14 protein-coding genes are annotated in these 14,710 nt (G+C 73.9%); 7 read left to right on the forward strand and 7 right to left on the reverse strand.

Annotated elements, in window-relative coordinates:
- Window positions 1-134: 134 nt before the first annotated feature.
- Window positions 135-539, reverse strand: a complete 405-nt coding sequence (locus tag ACZ51S_RS28500; RefSeq protein WP_468962384.1) for a DUF397 domain-containing protein — start codon at window positions 537-539, stop codon at window positions 135-137.
- Window positions 540-730: 191 nt separating this feature from the next.
- Here ACZ51S_RS28500 and ACZ51S_RS28505 point away from each other — a divergent pair, with 191 nt between their 5' ends.
- Window positions 731-1,162 (forward strand): ATP-binding protein, encoded by a 432-nt coding sequence (locus ACZ51S_RS28505; protein ID WP_468479491.1) that lies wholly within the window; start codon window positions 731-733, stop codon window positions 1,160-1,162.
- A gap of 66 nt (window positions 1,163-1,228) precedes the next feature.
- On the opposite strand, the gene ACZ51S_RS28510 is transcribed toward ACZ51S_RS28505, so the two are convergent.
- A complete protein-coding gene (locus tag ACZ51S_RS28510) occupies window positions 1,229-1,756 on the reverse strand; it encodes a hypothetical protein (protein ID WP_468962386.1) in 528 nt (175 codons plus the stop codon).
- Between the two features lie 265 nt (window positions 1,757-2,021).
- A complete protein-coding gene (locus ACZ51S_RS28515; RefSeq protein WP_468888070.1) occupies window positions 2,022-2,948 on the reverse strand; it encodes a cyclase family protein in 927 nt (308 codons plus the stop codon).
- 95 nt (window positions 2,949-3,043) lie between these two features.
- Here ACZ51S_RS28515 and ACZ51S_RS28520 point away from each other — a divergent pair, with 95 nt between their 5' ends.
- From ACZ51S_RS28520 to ACZ51S_RS28530, 3 genes are read left to right on the forward strand one after another with little or no spacing between them, the layout of a single operon-like run.
- Window positions 3,044-3,955, forward strand: coding sequence for an SDR family oxidoreductase (locus ACZ51S_RS28520; protein ID WP_468479494.1), 912 nt, complete (start codon window positions 3,044-3,046; stop codon window positions 3,953-3,955).
- A 10-nt stretch (window positions 3,956-3,965) separates the two neighbouring features.
- Window positions 3,966-5,168, forward strand: a complete 1,203-nt coding sequence (locus ACZ51S_RS28525; RefSeq protein ID WP_468888068.1) for an acyl-CoA dehydrogenase family protein — start codon at window positions 3,966-3,968, stop codon at window positions 5,166-5,168.
- Entirely contained in the window at window positions 5,165-6,232 is a 1,068-nt protein-coding gene (locus ACZ51S_RS28530; RefSeq protein ID WP_468962388.1) for a Zn-dependent alcohol dehydrogenase, read from the forward strand. Before ACZ51S_RS28525 ends, ACZ51S_RS28530 begins: the two co-directional genes overlap by 4 nt.
- A gap of 113 nt (window positions 6,233-6,345) precedes the next feature.
- Here ACZ51S_RS28530 and ACZ51S_RS28535 read toward each other — a convergent pair whose 3' ends face one another.
- Window positions 6,346-6,972, reverse strand: coding sequence for a flavin reductase family protein (locus ACZ51S_RS28535; protein WP_468804725.1), 627 nt, complete (start codon window positions 6,970-6,972; stop codon window positions 6,346-6,348).
- A gap of 121 nt (window positions 6,973-7,093) precedes the next feature.
- On the opposite strand from ACZ51S_RS28535, the gene ACZ51S_RS28540 reads away from it, so the two are divergent.
- Complete coding sequence (locus ACZ51S_RS28540) at window positions 7,094-7,714, forward strand: hypothetical protein (RefSeq protein WP_468888065.1); 621 nt, start codon at window positions 7,094-7,096, stop codon at window positions 7,712-7,714.
- A gap of 125 nt (window positions 7,715-7,839) precedes the next feature.
- Window positions 7,840-8,634: a VOC family protein gene (locus ACZ51S_RS28545; protein WP_468962446.1), complete on the forward strand. Its 795-nt coding sequence runs from the start codon at window positions 7,840-7,842 to the stop codon at window positions 8,632-8,634.
- 83 nt (window positions 8,635-8,717) lie between these two features.
- On the opposite strand, the gene ACZ51S_RS28550 is transcribed toward ACZ51S_RS28545, so the two are convergent.
- The 3 genes from ACZ51S_RS28550 to ACZ51S_RS28560 all read right to left on the reverse strand — a co-directional run bounded on the left by ACZ51S_RS28550 (window position 8,718) and on the right by ACZ51S_RS28560 (window position 13,767).
- Window positions 8,718-9,506, reverse strand: a complete 789-nt coding sequence (locus ACZ51S_RS28550) for an enoyl-CoA hydratase/isomerase family protein (RefSeq protein WP_388942964.1) — start codon at window positions 9,504-9,506, stop codon at window positions 8,718-8,720.
- Window positions 9,507-10,226: 720 nt separating this feature from the next.
- Window positions 10,227-12,455 carry an acetate--CoA ligase family protein gene (locus tag ACZ51S_RS28555; protein WP_468803620.1) on the reverse strand — a complete coding sequence of 743 codons (2,229 nt, stop codon included), beginning with the start codon at window positions 12,453-12,455 and terminating at the stop codon, window positions 10,227-10,229.
- A 160-nt stretch (window positions 12,456-12,615) separates the two neighbouring features.
- Entirely contained in the window at window positions 12,616-13,767 is a 1,152-nt protein-coding gene (locus ACZ51S_RS28560; protein ID WP_468803621.1) for a flavin-containing monooxygenase, read from the reverse strand.
- A gap of 163 nt (window positions 13,768-13,930) precedes the next feature.
- On the opposite strand from ACZ51S_RS28560, the gene ACZ51S_RS28565 reads away from it, so the two are divergent.
- A complete protein-coding gene (locus ACZ51S_RS28565; RefSeq protein ID WP_468479501.1) occupies window positions 13,931-14,701 on the forward strand; it encodes a maleate cis-trans isomerase family protein in 771 nt (256 codons plus the stop codon).
- The last annotated feature ends 9 nt before the right edge of the window (window positions 14,702-14,710 follow it).

A 14,710-nucleotide genomic window follows, 5' to 3' on the forward strand; every position in this document is an offset into this window, starting at 1 on the left:
GTACGGTCCTGCTCCAGCGCGTCCAGATCACCCGTGAACTGCGGAATCGTGCACGGATTGATCGGTACGTGGTCGGTCACTTCTGACCCGCCCCCCGAAGTCGAGCTGCGTTCGCGACCATTCTTGTCTACCCGTCAAATGACGTGAACACAAATGCGAATGGTTCCACGCGGCGTTGTGGTGGCAGTGCCGCGGCTGACCCGGCGGCGAGGGCCTCTCAGTCTTGAACCGCCCCTGGGGAAACACGTCCGCGCCGGTGCGTGGTTGTCGGGCCGCGCCCGCCGGCCGGCGGGCGCGGCGCGCTTGGCCCGGGTGGTGGTGATGACGTGGCCCGGCTCGTCGCTCTCGCGCATCAGGATGTGGCCGGCTTGCCGGCCGACCTCGATGCAGTTCTCGCCGTTGCCTCCGGAGAAGGAGGACTTCTGATCCGCTCCTCGCGATGCCGAGGCGCCCCCGCCTCGATGTGGCTGATCTTCGCCTGATCGACCGACAGCTGACCGGCCGCTTGCCGGGCCCGTCATGCCTCCGGCCTCGCCCATCGGTCGAGCGGACAGATGCGAACAAGACGGCACCGGTGCATGGTTGACGTTTTTCGTGACACCGCGTCGCACACCAGAAAGTCCGAAGTGCAGCCGTCGGTACGCGCCTTGGGGCGCGTGTCATCTGGGGCGGCCAAAGCCACGCATGGTGCGCGCGCCGCGAACTCGTACAGCGTTGGGAGACGACCACGATGAACACGAGCGCATTACGTCACGCCGGGCCCGTGCCGGCGGAAGGCCTCAGCTACCGGATGGTCGCGCCCAGCCGGGCCGAGACCGTCAAGGTCGCCCGGGACTGGGTGGTGTCCGTACTGCGGAGTGCCGGGTGCGGGGAGCTGGGGGAGCGGGCCCGGCTGTGTGTGTCCGAGGTCGTGACCAACGCCCACCGGCATACCGACACCGCCGAGATCGCCGTCGAGGTCAGCCTGCTCGGCGGGCACGTCACCGTGTACGTCTACGACTGCGCGCCCGAGCGGTGGCCCGTGGGAGGCACCGGCGGCGGGTTGATGGCGACCCGCGGTCGGGGGCTCGCGCTCGTCGCCGCGACCGCCGACGACTGGGCGGCGGTCGCGCAGGGGGACTGCGTCAAGGTCGTCTGGTTCAGCTTCGCGGCCGATGCGTGACGCGCCGAGGCCGCCCGCACCGGCGCCGGTCGGGCGGGGTGCGGGCGGCCCGGTCGAGGGGTCGGGTCAGCAGGGGCGGATGTGGTAGACCGGGGTCCAGGACGCCGTGCCCGTGCCCTTGGCCACGTGCGACCAGCGCTCGCTGCCGTCGGAGTTGTAGAAGCGGGCCCGGGTTCCGGAGGTCTGGTTGTTGTTGAACGTGCCGTCGCCGATGCCGCTGAAGCCGTAGTAGCCGCAGCGGTAGTAGTCGTAGGTGTAGCCGCGGCCGTCCACGATGCACAGGTGGCCGTTGTCGCAGGCCAGCGCCGTGTCCGGGGCCGCCAGGTCGCGGGTCTCGGTCTGGCCCGGGGCCCTGACGACGAGCTCGCCGCCGGCGACGGTCAGTTTGTTCGCGGAGATCTGGCGGGCCTGCGGGTCCGACGCGAGGACGGCGTCGACCCGCTGCTGGAGCTCGGCCGCCTGCGGGGCGGTCAGCCCCGCCGCGCGGGTCTGCTGGGAGAAGGCGGTCGAGGTGGAGGCTTCGGCTGTCAGTACCGGGCCCGCTATCAGGGCCGCGGTCACGGTCATCATCGCCAGGATCTTGCGCGGTGACATGGGTGTTCCCCTTTTCGTCTTCGGCAGCCAGGTGGACGCCGCTCGTGGCGGCGGTCTGGGAGTCGCGGGACTCATCGTTCCGAAGTCGGGTCGGGTGCATGAAGGGGGGATTCGGCCGGGTTGCGGCTCTTGTGTGGATAACTGCCGTGTGCACCAGCCTCGGACGGCACAGGAGTATCCGATCAGGTGTGTGGTCAATGCACCGTTTCCGCTGGCCGGCCCGGGTTCCCGGTCGGGCCCGGCGGCCGTGGCGTGATGGGACGGGTCACAGGACCGCCACCGGGGCCACCGGGGTGCCGGTGCCGCCGACGAAAGGTTCCGGCATGGCGGAGAGGAAGAAGCGGTAGCGGCCCGCTTCCGCACAGGCTGTGGACAGTTCCTCCAGGTTCCAGTTCTGGCCCTGGTGCATGCCCATCTCGACCAGGTCCAGCGCGTGCACCGGCAGCCAGAGGTTCTCGATCTCCGGCGGGAAGATCTCGAAGGTGAGGGTGTCGTTCGCGACGGCCGCCACGTCCCGCGCGTGGAACCACAGCGGGGTGCGGACGGAGAGGCCGGGGGAGGGGAATCCGTAGCCGTGCTTGTCGCCCGCGAGGTAGACCTGGACCTGGCCGGTGCGGACGAGGACGACGTCCCCCGCGCGGACCGTGACGCCGCCGAACTCCTCCGCCTCCCCGAGGTCGTCCGGGGTGACCGCGTGACCGCCCGGGAGTCGGTCCAGGCCCTTGGCGCGGGCCACGTCCAGCAGGACCCCGCGCGAGACGATGTGCCGGGCCTTGTCGATGCCGCTGAACTCCGAGCGTCCGTGCGCGGTGATCGTCGACGCCGGGCGGCCGTTGTAGATGCGGCCCGAGTGGGAGACGTGGGTCAGGGCGTCCCAGTGGGTGGCCGACTGGAGTCCCATCGTCACGGCGTCGTCGCTGCACGCCACCGTGCCCGGGCCGAAGAGCTCCTGGTTGATCTGGACCATGGTGTGGAGGGGGTTGACCCGGCCCGGGATGAGGCCCGCCTGGACGCCGTCCTCCTTCAAGGGGAGCGCGAGGGGGATCCGGCGGCCCGTACGGATCTCCGCGGCGGCGGCGCGCACCACCTCGTCGGTGATCAGGTTCAGGGTGCCGATCTCGTCGTCGGCGCCCCAGCGGCCCCAGTTGTTGACGCGCTCGGCGATGTCGTGGAACTCGGGAGGGAGGGTCACCGGCCATCAGCTCCTAGGGCCCGGGGCTTGTGTGAAGGGATCCGACTGGCCATAGAATCTAACGGTCCGTCAGAAAACACGGGAAGGGGTCGGCCGTGGGGAACTTCTTGGCAGGCAAGGTGGTCGCCGTCACCGGCGCGGGCCGGGGCATCGGCCGGGCGGTGGCGCTCGCCGCCGCCGCCGAGGGCGCCAAGGTCGTCGTCAACGACCACGGCGTCGGGATTGGGGGCGGCGAACCGACCAGCGAGGTCGCGCAGGACGTGGTCAAGGAGATCCACGCCGCCGGCGGCGAGGCCGTCGCCGTCGCCGACGACATCTCCACCATGGCCGGCGGTCAGCGCGTCGTGGACACCGCCCTCGCCGAGTACGGGCGCCTCGACGGCGTCGTCTGCGTCGCCGGGATCCTGCGCGAGCGGATGCTGTTCAACATGTCCGAGGAGGAGTGGGACCCCGTCGTCGCCACCCACCTCAAGGGCACCTTCACCGTCTTCCGCGCCGCCTCCGCCGTCATGCGCCGGCAGGGCTCCGGCACGCTCATCGGCTTCACCAGCGGCAACCACGCCGGATCCGTCGCCCAGGCCAACTACAGCGCCGCCAAGGGCGGGATCATCTCCCTCGTCCGCAGCGCCGCCCTCGGGCTGAACAAGTACGGGGTCACCGCCAACGCCGTCGCGCCCGTCGCCCGGACCCGGATGTCCGCCAACGTGCCGATGGAGCTCAAGGAGATCGGCGAGCCCGAGGACGTCGCCGCGCTCGTCACCTACCTCCTCAGCGACCGCGCCAAGGCCGAGGACATCACCGGACAGGTCTACACGATCGCCGGCCCCAAGATCGCCGTCTGGGCCCAGCCGCGCGAGCTCCGCGCCGGCTACGCCGAAGGCGCCTGGACCCCCGAGAAGATCGCCGACTTCCTCCCCGGAACCGTCGGCACCGACCCGATGCCGATGCTCGCCCAGCTCGAAGCCATGGCCAAGGCCGCCGCCGCCAAGGACCGGCCCAACGCCTGAGGGGAGCGCCGTGGACTTCAGCTTCGGGCCCGAGGACGAAGAGCTGCGCGCCCGCGCCCGCGCATGGCTCACCGGGCACCTCGTGGGCCCGTACGCGCGGGCCGCCGGCCTCGGCGGACCGGGCAGCGAATACGAAGGCGCCGGGATCCGCCGCGACTGGGAGCGCGAGCTGGGCCGCGGCGGCTGGATCGGCCAGGGCTGGCAGGAGGAGGGCTACGGCAACCGGCGGCTCTCCCTCACCGGACAGGTGGTGTGGGCCGAGGAGTACGCGGCGCTGCGCGCCCCCGCCCGGGTCGGCCACATCGGCGAGAACCTCCTCGCCCCCACCCTGATCGCCTACGGCAGCCGCGAGCAGAAGGACCGCTACCTGCCCCCGATCGCCCGCGGCGAGGAGCTGTGGTGCCAGGGCTACAGCGAGCCCGGCGCCGGATCCGACCTCGCCGCGGTGCGCACGGCCGCCGTACGCGACACCGCGGACGGGCTGCTGCGCGTCACCGGGCAGAAGATCTGGACCTCCCTGGCCCGCGAGGCCGACTGGTGCTTCGTCCTGGCCCGCACCGAGGCCGGCTCCCGCCGCCACCGGGGGCTGTCCTTCCTCCTCGTCCCCATGGACCAGCCGGGCAGGGTGGAGGTCCGGCCGATCCGGCAGATGTCCGGGACGGCGGAGTTCAACGAGGTCTTCTTCGACGGGGCCGTGGCGCGGGAGGCCGTCGGCGGCGAGGGCAACGGCTGGGCCGTCGCCATGGGCCTGCTGGCCCTGGAACGCGGCGTCTCCACCCTGGTCCAGCAGATCGGCTTCGCCGCCGAACTGGAGCGCGTGGTCAAGGCGTACGCGGCTTCGGGCGCGCCGGACCCGGTCCTGCGCGAGCGCCTCGTACGGCAGTGGGCGGAGCTGCGCACCATGCGCTGGAACGCCCTGCGGACGCTGGGGGGTGCGGGGGGTGCGGGCGACGCCGGTGCGCCCAGCGTGGCGAAGCTGCTGTGGGGCGGGTGGCACCGGCGGCTCGGGGAACTGGCCGTCCAGGTGCGGGGTGCGGTCGCGACGGCCGGGCCCGGGCTCTGGGCGCGGGGGGACCCGTACGAACGAGGGCTCGACGAGGAACAGCGCCTCTTCCTGTTCACCCGGGCCGACACGATCTACGGCGGCTCGGACGAGATCCAGCGGAACATCATCGCCGAGCGGGTGCTCGGCCTGCCTAAGGAGCCCAGGTGAGAGGCGTCGTGTTCGACGGCAAGCAGGCCCAGGTGGTCGGGGACCTGGAGATCCGGGATCCGGGACCGGGGGAGGTGCTGGTCGCGATAGCGGCGGCCGGGCTGTGCCACAGCGACCTTTCGGTGATCGACGGGACGATCCCCTTCCCGCAGCCGGTCGTGCTCGGGCACGAGGGCGCGGGCGTGGTCGAGGCCGTGGGGGCGGGGGTGACGCACGTGGCGCCCGGTGACCACGTGGCGCTGTCCACCCTCGCCAACTGCGGGACCTGCGCGGACTGCGACCGGGGCCGTCCGACGATGTGCCGCAAGGCGATCGGGATGCCGGACCGGCCCTTCTCGCGGGACGGACAGCCGCTGTTCCAGTTCGCCTCCAACTCGGCGTTCGCGGAGCGGACCCTGGTCAAGGCCGTGCAGGCGGTCAAGATCCCGGATGACGTTCCGCTGACCTCCGCCGCGCTGATCGGCTGCGGGGTGCTCACCGGCGTGGGCGCGGTCCTCAACCGGGCGAAGGTCGGCCTCGGTGAGACGGTCGTGGTCATCGGGACCGGCGGGATCGGGCTCAACGTCATCCAGGGCGCCCGGATCGCGGGCGCGGCGGTCATCGTCGCGGTGGACGCGAACCCGGCGAAGGAGGCGGTGGCCCGGCAGTTCGGCGCCACCCACTTCGTCGACGCCTCGGCCGTGGCCGACACCTCGGCGGCGGTCCGGGAGGTCCTCCCGACGGGCGCGGACCACGCCTTCGAGTGCGTGGGCCACGTCAAGCTGATCCGGCAGGCCGTCGACCTCCTCGACCGGCACGGGCAGGCGGTGCTCCTCGGGGTGCCTGGCTTCAAGGAGGAGGCGTCCTTCCTGGTGTCCTCCATGTACCTGGACAAGACGATCATGGGCTGCCGGTACGGGTCCTCGCGCCCCCAGCACGACATCGCGCTCTACGCGGAGCTCTACCGGCAGGGGAAGCTGCTGCTGGACGAACTGGTGACGGAGGTCTACCCGGTGGAGGACTTCGCGAAGGCCGCGGACGACGCCCACCACGGGCGGGTCGCGCGCGGGGTGCTCACGTTCTGATCCGAATGGCCCGGCGCGTACGGAGTCCCCCGTGCGCGCCGGGTCCTCAGGTCAGCGCCGGCGCCGGCGCGGGCGTGGGGAGCGTGGGGAGGGCCCGGGGCCGGGGGCGGCGGTCAGTCGGCCAGGCGGGCGAAGCGGCCCTTGTGGAAGAGCAGCGGGTCGCCCTCGTCGGCCGCGCCCATGGCTTCGACCCGGCCCACGACGATGAGGTGGTCGCCGCCGGTGTGGACGGCGTGGATCCGGCAGTCGATCCAGGCCGGTACGTCGTCCAGCCGCGGGGATCCGGTCGCGGGGGCGGGCTGGTGGGAGACGCCGGCGAACTTGTCGGCGCCGCTGACCGCGAAGGCCCGGCACAGCCCGCCCTGCTCGGCTCCGAGGATGTTGACGCAGAACACCCCGGCGCGGGCGATGCGCGGCCAGGTGGCCGACGTGCGGGCCACCATGAAGGTGACCAGCGGCGGGTCCAGGGAGAGCGAGGCGAAGGACTGGCAGGCGAAGCCGGCCGGGCCCTCCTCGCCGTCGGCGGGCGGGGCGGTGACGACCGTGACGCCGCTCGCGAAGTTGCCCAGTACGGCCCGGAACTCGGCGGGACTGACGGGCGCGCGCTCGTCCGCGCCGACGGCCCGCAGGCCGGGGCGGGGCGGGGGGTACCCCGGGACGAAGTCCGGGGGAGCGCCGGGCTGCCCGCCGGAGGTGGGGGAGCCGGCTGATCTGAGGTATCGGACGACGGTGGCCGCCATCCCTGCGTGTCCCATCACATGACGATTGAAGCTGACGGAGTGTCAGATTGGAAGGGGGTGGAGTGCGGGTGGGGGGAGGGTGCCGGGCGGGTGCCGGGTGCGGGTGTAGGGTGCCGGTCGGTTGAACGTGTTCAAGTCGGAGGGGCGGGGCACGATGGCGCACGAGGTGCGGGAGCTGGGCGTGGTCCGCGGGGCGCGTGTGCTGCGCGGATCGGGCGGGAGCGGGTCGGCATCCGTCTGGAGCCGGGAGCTGCCCGGGGCGGTGGCCATGGCGGCCGGGCAGCCGCTGCTGCTGTTGGGGGCCGCCACGCTGCACGCCTCGCGGCAGCCCGGGTGGGACCCCGCCGACGGCGGGATCTTCGGGCCGATGTTCCTGCTCTGCTTCGGGATCGTGCTGTTCCCGCTGCTGGGGCTGCTGCACACCGTCCTGTTCGCGCTGCCCGTCACCGCCGCGGCCCGGGCGCTGGGCCGCCGCACCGGCCTGCCCGCCGCCGCCCTGGCCGTCCTGCTGGGAGCGGCCCTCGCCGCGCTGTACGCGGCCGAGGGATGGCGGCGCGGGCTGCCCTTCGGGCCGGCCTGGGCGTGGGTGGCCGGGCTCGCGGTGCTCCCGGTGACCGGGGCGCTGTACGCCCGCGCGCGGGACGCGGGGCCGCTGACGATGCTCGCGCGGGGCGTCGGCGTCACGGTGGCCGGCCTGCTGGTGCTGCTGCTGTTCGGCGTCGGGCTCGCCGTCGGGGGCTGAGGACCGCCGCCCGCGACCCCCGAACGGGTGAATCCGCCCGGCCTCGGGCGGCCGTACGCCGTCGCGTGCGCGAGGCGTGGGCAAGGTGGCCAGCGACCGTGTCGCCCCACCCGCTGGAGGACCCCATGCTCGGCACCGCGTTCCGTACCGGCTCACCCAACTGGCTCGACCTCGGCAGCCCCGACACCGGCGCGGCCGCCGCGTTCTACCGGGCGGTCCTCGGCTGGGAGTTCGTCTCCGCCGGACCCGAGGCGGGCGGGTACGGCTTCTTCCGCCTCGGCGGGAAGACGGTGGCCGCACTCGGTCCGCTCACCGAGGAGGGCGCGCGGTCGGCGTGGATGGTGCACTTCCAGAGCCCCGACATGCGGGCCACGGCCGAATCGGTGCGGGCCGGGGGCGGGCAGGTGCGGACGGAGCCCATGGACGTCATGGGCGAGGGCTGGCTGGCCCAGTTCACCGACCCGCAGGGCGCGCAGTTCGCCGCCTGGCAGCCCGGGAAGACCGGCGGGCTGGAGATCGCCTCCGAGGAGAACACGCTGGTGTGGGTGGAGCTCCACGTACCGGACCCGGTCGCCGCGATCCGGTTCTACACCGGGGTGTTCGGCTGGCGGTCCGCCGAGATGGAGGCGCCGGGGATGACGTACCGGGTGCTGAGCGTCGGCGACGGGGACCAGGAGGAGGGGTCCTTCGGCGGGGTCGCGCCGCAGGGCGAGGGCGCGGGCGGCGCGTCGACGATGGTGCCGCGGTGGGTGCCGTACTTCCAGGTGGCGGACGTGGACGCCACCGTCGCGGCGGCCGAGGAGCACGGCGGCGCGGTGCTGATGCCGGCGGAGGACGTGCCCGAGGTCGGCCGGATCGCCTGGGCCTCCGACCCGGCCGGGGCGGTGTTCGCGCTGCTGAAGCCGGAGCCGCGGAGGTAGCGGGGCGGCGGGGGCGGGGGCGGGGGTCGGGGGCGGGGACCGGCCGGCGGGGTGCGCGCCCCGCCGGGCGGGCGCGTCAGCGGTCAGCGGCCCAGGTACTTCGGGGTGCGGCGCTCCACGAAGCTCGCCACGCCCTCGTTCGCGTCGGCGGTGGTCATGTTGAGCTCCTGGGCGGTGGCCTCGGCGGCGAGGGCGGTGGCGCGGTCGCCGTCGAGGGAGGCGTTGACCAGCTGCTTCGTGAGCGCGAGGGCACGGGTCGGGCCCTGCGCGAGGCGCTCCGCCCAGTCGCGGGCGGCGGCCTCCAGCCCGTCGGCCGGGACCACCCGGTTGACCAGCCCGAGGCGGGCGGCCTCCTCGGCGGGGACGGCGTCACCGAAGAACAGCAGCTCCTTGGCTTTCTGGGGGCCGAGGAGGCGGGGCAGGAGGTAGGCGCCGCCGCCGTCGGGGACGAGGCCGCGGCGGACGAACACCTCGATGAAGCGGGCGGTTTCGGCGGCGATGACGAGGTCGCAGGCGAGGGCGAGGTGGGCGCCGATGCCGGCGGCGGTGCCGTTGACCGCGGCGATGACGGGCTTCTCGCAGTCGAGGACCGCGGTGATCAGGCGTTGGGCGCCGAGGCGGATCATCCGGGCGACGTCACCGGCGACGCGGTCGCCGGTGACCGGCGCCCCGCCGCGCAGGTCGGCGCCGGCGCAGAAGCCCTTGCCGGTGGCGGTGAGGACGACGGCGCGGATGCCGGGGTCGGCGGAGGCGGTGCCGAGCAGGGAGATGACGCGGTCGCGCTGGTCCGGGGTGAGGGCGTTCATGGCGTCGGGGCGGTTGAGGGTGATCCAGCTGACGCTGGCCTCGACGCGGTGCAGGATCTCGTCCATGGGGTGCGGGGGCTCCTGTCGGGGTGGCGGTTGCCCGTGCCCTGGCCGGGCGGTTGTCTGGTGGGGCGGGGTGCCCGGCTGGGCGGGGTGGGGGTGGGGGTGGGGGTTGCGCTGTCGGGGCGGTTGCCCTGTGGGACGGTGCCGGGGTGCGGTGTTGCCCTGCCGGGCCGGGTTCGGTGGGGTGGCTTCGGGTGGGTCGGGGGCGGTGCCGGGGTGGGGTGTCGTCCGGGGCGGGCTTCGATGTTCGGCGCCCGTTCCGGGTCTGAGTCGTACGAGGCACCGCGCGCCGAATTCATCTCGTTTTAGCCCCGGACAACACCCCACCCCGTCCCCGCCCCCTTGCGTCCGTTGTCCGGCCGCCCGCCCGTGGTTTGCCCACGCAGGTGTGCTGCTCCAGCTCGGCCGGCAACTCCAGCCTCGCCGGCGTTTGAGGCGCGGGGGTCTGGGGGCTGGCCCCCAGGAGACGGTCCGCAGATGGACGGGCTGCGCAGGTACATCCAGCTTGGTCGGCAACTCCAGCCTCGCCGGCGTTTGAGGCGCGGGGGTCTGGGGGCTGGCCCCCAGGAGACGGTCCGCAGGCGGGCGGGCTGCGCAGGTACATCCAGCCTCGCCGGCGTTTGAGGCGCGGGGGGGCTGGGGGCTGGCCCCCAGGAAGGGGGCCGGGGCGGAGCTCCGGGGAACGGGCGAAGGGTGGGGCGGGGACGGCCCCGCGCAGCGGCGTCAGAGGCACACGGCCAGCGCGTCCAGCGCCACCGCGCCCTGGCCGCGGGGGAGGACCATGAGGGGGTTGATGTCCAGCTCGGAGAGTTCGTCGCCCAGTTCCAGCGCCATCCGCTGCACCCGCAGGACGACCTCCACCAGCGCGTCCACGTCCGCCGGGGGTGCCCCCCGTACGCCTTCCAGCAGGGCGTGCCCGCGTAGTTCGCGGAGCATCGTGCGGGCCTGGTCCTCCCCGAAGGGGGGTACGCGGACCGCCGTGTCGCCCAGGACCTCCACCAGGACGCCGCCCAGGCCGACGGTGACGGTGGGGCCGAAGAGGGGGTCCTGGGTGACGCCGACGACCATTTCGACGCCGCGTTCGATCATCTGGCAGACCAGGATGCCGTCCAGGGGGACGTTCTCGTAGCGGGCTATGTCCGTCAGTTCGCGGTACGCGTCGCGGATCTGGCTCGCCGAGGTGAGGCCGACCTTGACCAGGCCGAGTTCCGTCTTGTGGGCCAGCTGGGGGGCGGAGGCCTTCATGACGACCGGGTAGCCGACGAGGCCGGCCGCGCGGACGGCGGCCGCCGCGCTGGTCACCAGCTGCTCGCGCGGGACGCGGATGCCGTAGGCGCGCAGCAGCTGCTTGGCGGCGTGTTCGCTGAGCTGCTGGCCGGGGCGCATCAGGGCCTGGGCCTTGCGGTGGGAGGGGGAGGGGGTGCGGGGGGCGTCGGCGAAGGGGGAGCGGTAGGAGGCGGTGAAGCGGTGGTGCCCGAGGTAGGCGCGGACGGCGGTGATGCAGTTGCCGAAGGTGCGGAAGGTGGCCACGCGGGAGGAGCCGAGGAGGGTGGTGCGGTAGGCCTCCTCGGTGCCGACGGGGGAGCCCCAGATGACGCAGACCAGCTTGTCGGTGGCTTCGGCGGCGTCGACGAGGTCCTGGGCGAGCCGGTCGCTCATCGGGGGGAAGGGGCCGGTGATCGGGCAGATGAGGACGCCGACCGAGGGGTCGGCGAGGAGCGCGTCGATGATCTTGCGGCCGCGCCAGTCGCCCACCGGGTGGCCGCCGTTGTCGACGGGGTTGGCGACGTCGAGGTAGGAGGGGATCCACTGGTGGAGCTCGGCCTGTTTGGCCTCGGAGAGGGTCGGCAGGGTCAGGCCCGCCTCGGTGGCGAGGTCGGAGAAGTGGGCGCCGGTGCCGCCGGAGATGGAGTACACGACGACCCCGTCGGCCCGTGGCGGCCGGGCGCGGGCCAGGAGGGCGGCGGTGTCCTGGAGCTCGTCCAGTCCGTCGACCCGGATGACCCCGAACTGCCGCATGGCGGCGTCCACGACGGTGTCGGCCCCGGTGAGCTTGCCGGTGTGGGAGGCGGCCGTGCGGGCTCCGGTCTCGGTGCGGCCGACCTTGACGGCGACGACGGGGACCTTGTTGCGGGCGGCGCGGTCGGCGGCCAGGAGGAAGGAGCGGCCGTCCTTGAGGCCTTCGACGTAGCAGGCGATGGCCCCGACCTCGGGCCGCTCGGCGAAGTAGGAGATGAAGTCGGAGGTTTCGAGGTCGGCCTCGTTGCCGGTCGGCGCCCAGTGGGAGAGGCGGATGCCCAGCTCCTGGAGGGTGTAGACGGGCCGCCCCTGGTGGCCGGACTGGGTGATGAGGGCGATGGCGGGGCCGTCGAGGTCGTCGCGGAACTCCTGGAAGGCGTTGAGGTTGGTGTTGGGGCCGAGCAGACGCAGTCCGGAGCGGTGGACGGCGGCGGCGAGGCGGGCCTGGGCGGCGGCGCCCGCGTCGCCCGTCTCGGCGAAGCCGGAGGCGAAGGCGACGGCGAACTTGACTTTGGTGTCGGCGAGTTCCTCGATGACGGGGACCGGGTCCGCGACGAGGAGCACCGCGAGGTCGACCTGTTCCGGCAGCGCGGCCACGGAGGGGTGGCAGGGCAGGCCGAAGACGGTGGTGCGGGTGGGGTGCACGGGGTGGACGCGGGCGCCGACGCGTTCGGCCCAGGCGATGAGCTGGCGGGTGATGCCGGTGTTGGGCCTGCCCTCGGCGTCGGAGGCGCCGACGACCGCCACGGACTCGGGCCGGAAGAACCGGTCCAGGTCGGGCACGTCGGAGCGCAGGGGCCGTCCGCTGACGTCCAGCGCGGCCGTGTCCTCGGCGGTGGCCGTGGAGTGGACGGCCGTCCTGGGGGTCTCCCCGCAGGCCTCGACGCGCGCGCGGAAGTCGGTGGTGAGGGTGCCGTGAGTAGATCCAAGCATCGCTTCGCCCCGCCCTGCTCGATGAGTCCCTAGCTGACGCGTAGTCAGATTACTGAACTGACGCGCCGTCAGGAACAGGGCTGCGCAGGAAAGGTGGTGGAGGTGATGTGCTTGAACGGTGGCAGAGGCGTCCGGTCCGGTACAGGGTGATTTCGGCCCTCTAGCGGCGGGAGAGGGCCTTGGCTATGCGTACGGCGTCGAGGGACAGCTCGCGGAACATGCCGCTGATCGGGTTCGTGTACCCGGTGAAGTGGAGGCCCGGGGCGTTCCGCGGGGCGTGGGCGCCATGGGAGACGGGGCGGCCGCGGTCGTCCAGTACGTCCAGGTGGCCCACCAGCCCCTCCAGCCCGCGCCGGTAGCCCGTCGCCGCCACCACCGCGTCCGGGGTGATCCGCGTACCGTCGGCCAGCACCACCTCGGCGCCGTCGAAGGCGGCCACGGCGGCCACCGGTTCCACCCGGCCCGTGCGCACGGCCTTGATCAGGCCGACGTCCTGCACCGGCACCGCCCCCTGCCGGACCCTGCTGTACAGGCCGGTGTCCGGGCGCGGGAGTCCGTACGCCGACAGGTCGGGGACGGTCTTGGCCGCGAGCGCCCCCAGCCGGTCCACCAGCCGGACGGGGAGCCGGCGCACCAGGATCCCGGTGCGCTGCGCCGGCCAGCCCAGGGTGGAGCGGCGCACGATGTGCGGGGCGGTGCGCACGGCGAGCCGCACCCGGGCGGCCCCGCCCTCGGCGAGGTCCACGGCTATCTCGGCGCCGGTGTTGCCGGCGCCGACGACGAGCACGTCCTGCCCGGCGTACGGGGCCGGGTCGCGGTAGTCGCGGGCGTGCAGCAGCCGTCCGGTGTACGTGTCGCGGCCCGGCCAGTCGGGGAGTGCCGGGGTGTGGTTGTAGCCCGTCGCCACCACCACCGCGCGGGCCGCGAGCAGGCGCCCGCCGGAGGCGTGCAGGGTCCAGCCGTCCCCGTCGGCGGCGGGCTCGATCCGGGTCACCTCGACCCCGGTCACCAGCTCCAGCTCGTGGAACTCGGCGTACTTCTCCAGGTACCGGACCACGTCGGCCCGCGCGACCCAGCGTCCGAACCGGCGCGGGATCGCCAGCCCCGGCAGGGCCGACAGCCGCCGGGTGGTGTGCAGCCGCAGCCGCTCGTAGTGGTTGCGCCACGAGGAGCCGACCGCGCCGGACCGCTCGACGACCACCGCGCGCACCCCGCGGGCGCGCAGGGCGGCGGCGACGGCGAGGCCGCCGGGGCCCGCGCCGATCACGTACACGGGGCGGGGCTCGGTGGAGGTCAGGTCGGGCTCGGACATGGGCAGTGAGCGTATCGACACCCAGCGTTGATGGGTCTCGGACGAGGAGGGAATCGATTGCGGATCGATCACGGGCGGCGGCGGGCCCGGCGCGGCCCGCCGCCATGGCGGCACGAGTGATGACAAAGTGGGGCATTCGATCCCGGAGAGGAGTGCGTGCGCGATGTGGCAGCCCGACGGGTGGGACGTGCGCGTCCGCCTCGGTGTCCTCACCCCCCACGCCGACGTCGGCCCCGAATCGGAGCTGCGCGCCATGGCCCCGTCGGACGTGGGCCTGCACACCGCCCGGGTGCCGTTCGCCGCGATGGGGCCCGGCGGCGCGATGGGGCCGACCGTGCCGCTCGCCCCGGTGCGGGCCTTCGCCGAGCCGCCGCACGTGGACGACGCGGCCGAGCTGCTCGCCGCCGCGCCGGTGGCGGCGATCGCCTACGCCTTCACCAGCTCCGCGTACGTGATCGGCGCGCGCGGGGAGGCGTACATGCTCGACCGGCTGCGCGAGCGCGCCGGCGGGCTGCCCGTGGTCGCCACCTGCGCCGCCGCCGTCGAGGCGCTGCGCGCGCTCGGCGTCGCGCGGCTCGCGCTGGTCGATCCGCCCTGGTTCGACGCCACCCTGAGCGACCTGGGGCGGGGCTACTACGAGGAGGCCGGGTTCGGGGTTCCGTACGCCGCTCCGTGCGGGCTGCCCAGCGGGCAGGCGCTGATCCGGCCGGACGCCCTGTACGGCTGGGTGCTGGAGCAGGTCCCCGACGAGGCCGAGGCGGTGGTCGTCGGCGGCAACGGCTTCCGGGCCGTCGGGGTGATCGAGGCCCTGGAGGCGGAGCTGGACCGGCCGGTGCTGACCGCGAACCAGGTGCTGCTGTGGGCCGCCCTGCGCGCGGCGGGCGGGCCGACGGGCGGGATCGCCGGGTACGGGCGGCTGTTCTCGGCACCCTGACGCGGGGCC

The sequence above is a fragment of the Streptomyces sp. NPDC034043 genome (assembly GCF_055575675.1).